Annotated in this window: 2 tRNA genes and 2 rRNA genes; all 4 read right to left on the reverse strand. The window is 60.3% G+C overall.

From position 1 onward, the window contains the following. Window positions 1-1,920, reverse strand: a 23S ribosomal RNA gene (locus NW807_RS05915); the annotation flags it as partial. Window positions 1,921-2,044: 124 nt separating this feature from the next. Then, window positions 2,045-2,119: transfer RNA gene (locus NW807_RS05920), tRNA-Ala, on the reverse strand. 2 nt (window positions 2,120-2,121) lie between these two features. Further along, window positions 2,122-2,198: transfer RNA gene (locus NW807_RS05925), tRNA-Ile, on the reverse strand. A gap of 63 nt (window positions 2,199-2,261) precedes the next feature. Further along, a 16S ribosomal RNA gene (locus NW807_RS05930) occupies window positions 2,262-3,789 on the reverse strand. Between the last annotated feature and the right edge of the window lie 6 nt (window positions 3,790-3,795).

Raw genomic sequence — 3,795 nt, forward strand, 5'->3', positions numbered from 1 at the left:
ACCGTTAGAGTTACGGCCGGCATTCACCCGGGCTTCAGTTTGGGGCTGCACCTTGCGGCTGACCCCTCACCTTAACCTACGGGCATTGGCCAAGCGTCGCCCCCTATACATCGGGTTTCCCCTTCGCAGAGAGCTGTGTTTTTGGTAAACAGTCGCCAGGCCCGCTTTGCTGCGACCTCTTTCGAGGCACCCCTTCTCCCGAAGTTACGGGGTCAATTTGCCGAGTTCCTTAGCGGGACTTCTCTCGCGCGCCTGAGGCTCCTCGCCTCGCCTACCTGTGTCGGTTTGCGGTACGGTCAGGTGGTTTCAACGCTACACGGGTTTTCTCGGCTCCAGTCACGGTCGCTTCGTTCACCACGAGGGATCCCTTCGTCGCCCCAGAGTTGCCGCTGGGGCGAGCGCAGCCTTCCAACTCTGCGCCCGACCGATTCTGAAGCGTCACCGCTTGGCTCCACCACCTGGGGTGGGAATGTTGACCCACTGCCCTTCGCCTACGGCTTTTCGCCCTCGACTTAGGACCGCCTAACCTTCAGCGGACGAACCTGCCTGAAGAACCCTTAGGCTTTCGGCGGACGGGATTCTCACCCGTCTTCTCGCTACTCGTGCCGGCATTCTCACTTCTGCACGCTCCAGTGGTGCTTCCGCTCCACCTTCCCTGCGAGCAGAACGCTCCCCTACCGCTCCCCTTGCGGGGAACCCGCCGCTTCGGTAACAGGCTTGAGCCCCCTTACATTGTCGGCGCAGGGTCACATTCGACCAGTCAGCTGTTACGCACTGTTTAAAGGATGGCTGCTTCTAAGCCAACCTCCTGGTTGTTTACGCGACCCTACATCCTTTCACACTTAGCCTGTGTTTGGGGACCTTAGCGGGCGGTCTGGGCTGTTACCCTTTTGACAACGGCGCTCATCCGTCGCTGTCTCACTCCCACGCTTCCTGCTATGCCATTCGGAGTTTGGTTGGGTTCGGTAACCTGGTAGGGCCCCTAGCCCATCCAGTGGCTCTACCTGCATCGCATAGTGCGTGAGGCTGCACCTCAATGCATTTCGGGGAGAACCAGCTATCTCCGCGCTCGATTGGCATTTCACCACACTACCCCCAGTTCCTCCGAGCCCTTTTCAACGGACACCGGTTCGGCCCTCCACCGTGTGTTACCACGGCTTCAGCCTGACCAGGGGTAGATCGCGCGGTTTCGGGTCTACGCCCAGCGACTGAGTCGCCCTGTAAGGACTCGCTTTCGCTACGGCTCCGCGTCTGAGACGCTTAACCTTGCCGCTGAGCGTAACTCGCCGGCTCATTCTGCAAAAGGCACGCCGTCAGACGATCCCCCAGAGGGGTATAGTCCTCCGACTGCTTGTAAGCGCACGGTTTCAGGTCCTCTTTCACTCCCCTTCCGGGGTGCTTTTCACCGTTCCCTCACGGTACTGGTTGCGCTATCGGTAGCAAGGAGTATTTAGCCTTACCCGGTGGTCCGGGCGGATTCGCACAGGGCTCCACTTATCCCGTGCTACTCGGGATGCCGACGAGTCGCTTCCACTTTTCGCGTACGGGGCTCTCACCCTCTATGGCATGCCGTTCCAGGCACTTCTGCTAAGCGGAAGGCGTACTCTGATGTCGGTCCCACGACCCCAACTGGGCACGCCCAGTTGGTTTAGGCTCTTCCCCGTTCGCTCGCCGCTACTGAGGGAATCTCGTTCGATTTCTTTTCCTCTGGGTACTGAGATGTTTCAGTTCCCCAGGTTCCCTCCACACCGCCTATGGGTTCAGCGGTGGGTGACCACCCATTCGGTGGCCGGGTTCTCCCATTCGGGGATCTGCGGATCAACGCCTGTTTGCGGCTCCTCGCAGCTTATCGCAGCTTACCACGCCCTTCATCGGCTCCTTGCTCCTAGGCATCCGCCGTGCGCCCTTAGTAGCTTGCCTACTTGGCGCGCTTCTCGAGGACTCCAGTCCAGTTGTCAAAGTGGGAAATCGTTGGGTCCGTTGCCCATTGTGTTGGTGCCTTCAGCCCAACCGTCAACGCCCCGTAAGGCGCTGAGGGTTAGGCTGGTGGAGGCGACCGGATTTGAACCGGTGACCCCCTGCGTGCAAAGCAGGTGCTCTCCCGCTGAGCTACGCCCCCACTGGTGGGCGCGATTGGATTCGAACCAATGACCTCACCCTTATCAGGGGTGCGCTCTAACCGACTGAGCTACGCGCCCGTCTGTGGTTCCCTCAAAACCGAGCAGGTAGTGCTTTGCGTGCCGTAGAGAGTTGCTTCCGTTAAAGGAGGTGATCCAGCCGCACCTTCCGGTACGGCTACCTTGTTACGACTTAGTCCCCCTTACCAGCCACACCTTCGGCGGCTCCCTCCCGTGTGGGTTAGGCGACCGACTTCGGGTGCAGCCGACTCGGGTGACTTGACGGGCGGTGTGTACAAGGCCCGGGAACGTATTCACGGCGGTATGGCTGACCCGCCGTTACTAGCGATTCCGCGTTCACGCAGTCGAGTTGCAGACTGCGATCCCAACTGAGGGTGGTTTTTTGGGATTCGCTCCCGCTCGCGCGTTGGCTGCCCTTTGTACCACCCATTGTAGCATGTGTGACGCCCTGGACGTAACCGCCATGCTGACTTGACGTCGTCCCCACCTTCCTCCGTGTTGACCACGGCAGTCTCCTCAGAGTGCCCGGCATGACCCGCTGGCAACAGAGGACAGGGGTTGCGCTCGTTGCGGGACTTAACCCAACACCTCACGGCACGAGCTGACGACAGCCATGCAACCGGTGTCCACGGGTCGGTGGGTTTCCCCACCGAGGCGCCCTGTTTCCAGGGCGTTTCTCGTGGATGTCAAGCCCAGGTAAGGTTCTTCGGTTTGTATCGAATTAATCCACATGCTCCACCGCTTGTGCGGGCCCCCGTCAATTCCTTTGAGTTTCAGCCTTGCGGCCGTACTCCCCAGGCGGGGCGCTTAATGCGTTAGCTACGGCGCTGAGGGGTAATTCCCCCAACACCTAGCGCCCATCGTTTAGGGCTGGGACTACAGGGGTATCTAATCCCTTTCGCTCCCCCAGCTTTCGCACCTCAGCGTCAGCAACGGGCCAGAGATCCGCCTTCGCCACTGGTGTTCCTCCCGATATCAATGCATTTCACCGCTACACCGGGAATTCCAATCTCCTCTCCCGTCCTCGAGCCCCGCAGTATCTGGTGCAGCCTCCCGGTTGAGCCGTGAGATTTCACACCAGACTTACGGAGCCGCCTACGTGCGCTTTACGCCCAGTAAATTCGGGCAACGCTCGCCCCCTACGTATTACCGCGGCTGCTGGCACGTAGTTAGCCGGGGCTTTTTCTGTGGGTACCGTCTGCGTTCGTCCCCACTAAAAGGAGTTTACACCCCGAAGGGCTTCGTCCTCCACGCGGCGTCGCTGGGTCAGGCTTGCGCCCATTGCCCAAAATTCCCGACTGCTGCCTCCCGTAGGAGTGGGGCCCGTGTCTCAGTGCCCCTCGGGCCGATCATCCTCTCAGACCGGCTACCCGTCGTCGGCTTGGTGAGCCGTTACCTCACCAACAACCTGATAGGCCGCGGGCCCATCCCGAAGCGGAAACCCGTTTAGATGCCTTCGCCGAAGCCAAGGCATCCACATCCGGTATTAGCCCGAGTTTCCCCGGGTTATCCCAGTCTTCGGGGCAGGTTACCCACGTGTTACTCCGCCGTTCGCCGCTCTCGGCGCCCCGAAGGACGCCTACCGCTCGACTTGCATGTCTAAGGCACGCCGCCAGCGTTCGCCCTGAGCCAGGATCAAACTCTCCGTCAGAAAACG

It is taken from the genome of Synechococcus sp. R70.1, assembly GCF_047461675.1.
Taxonomy (GTDB): Bacteria; Cyanobacteriota; Cyanobacteriia; order Thermostichales; family Thermostichaceae; genus Thermostichus.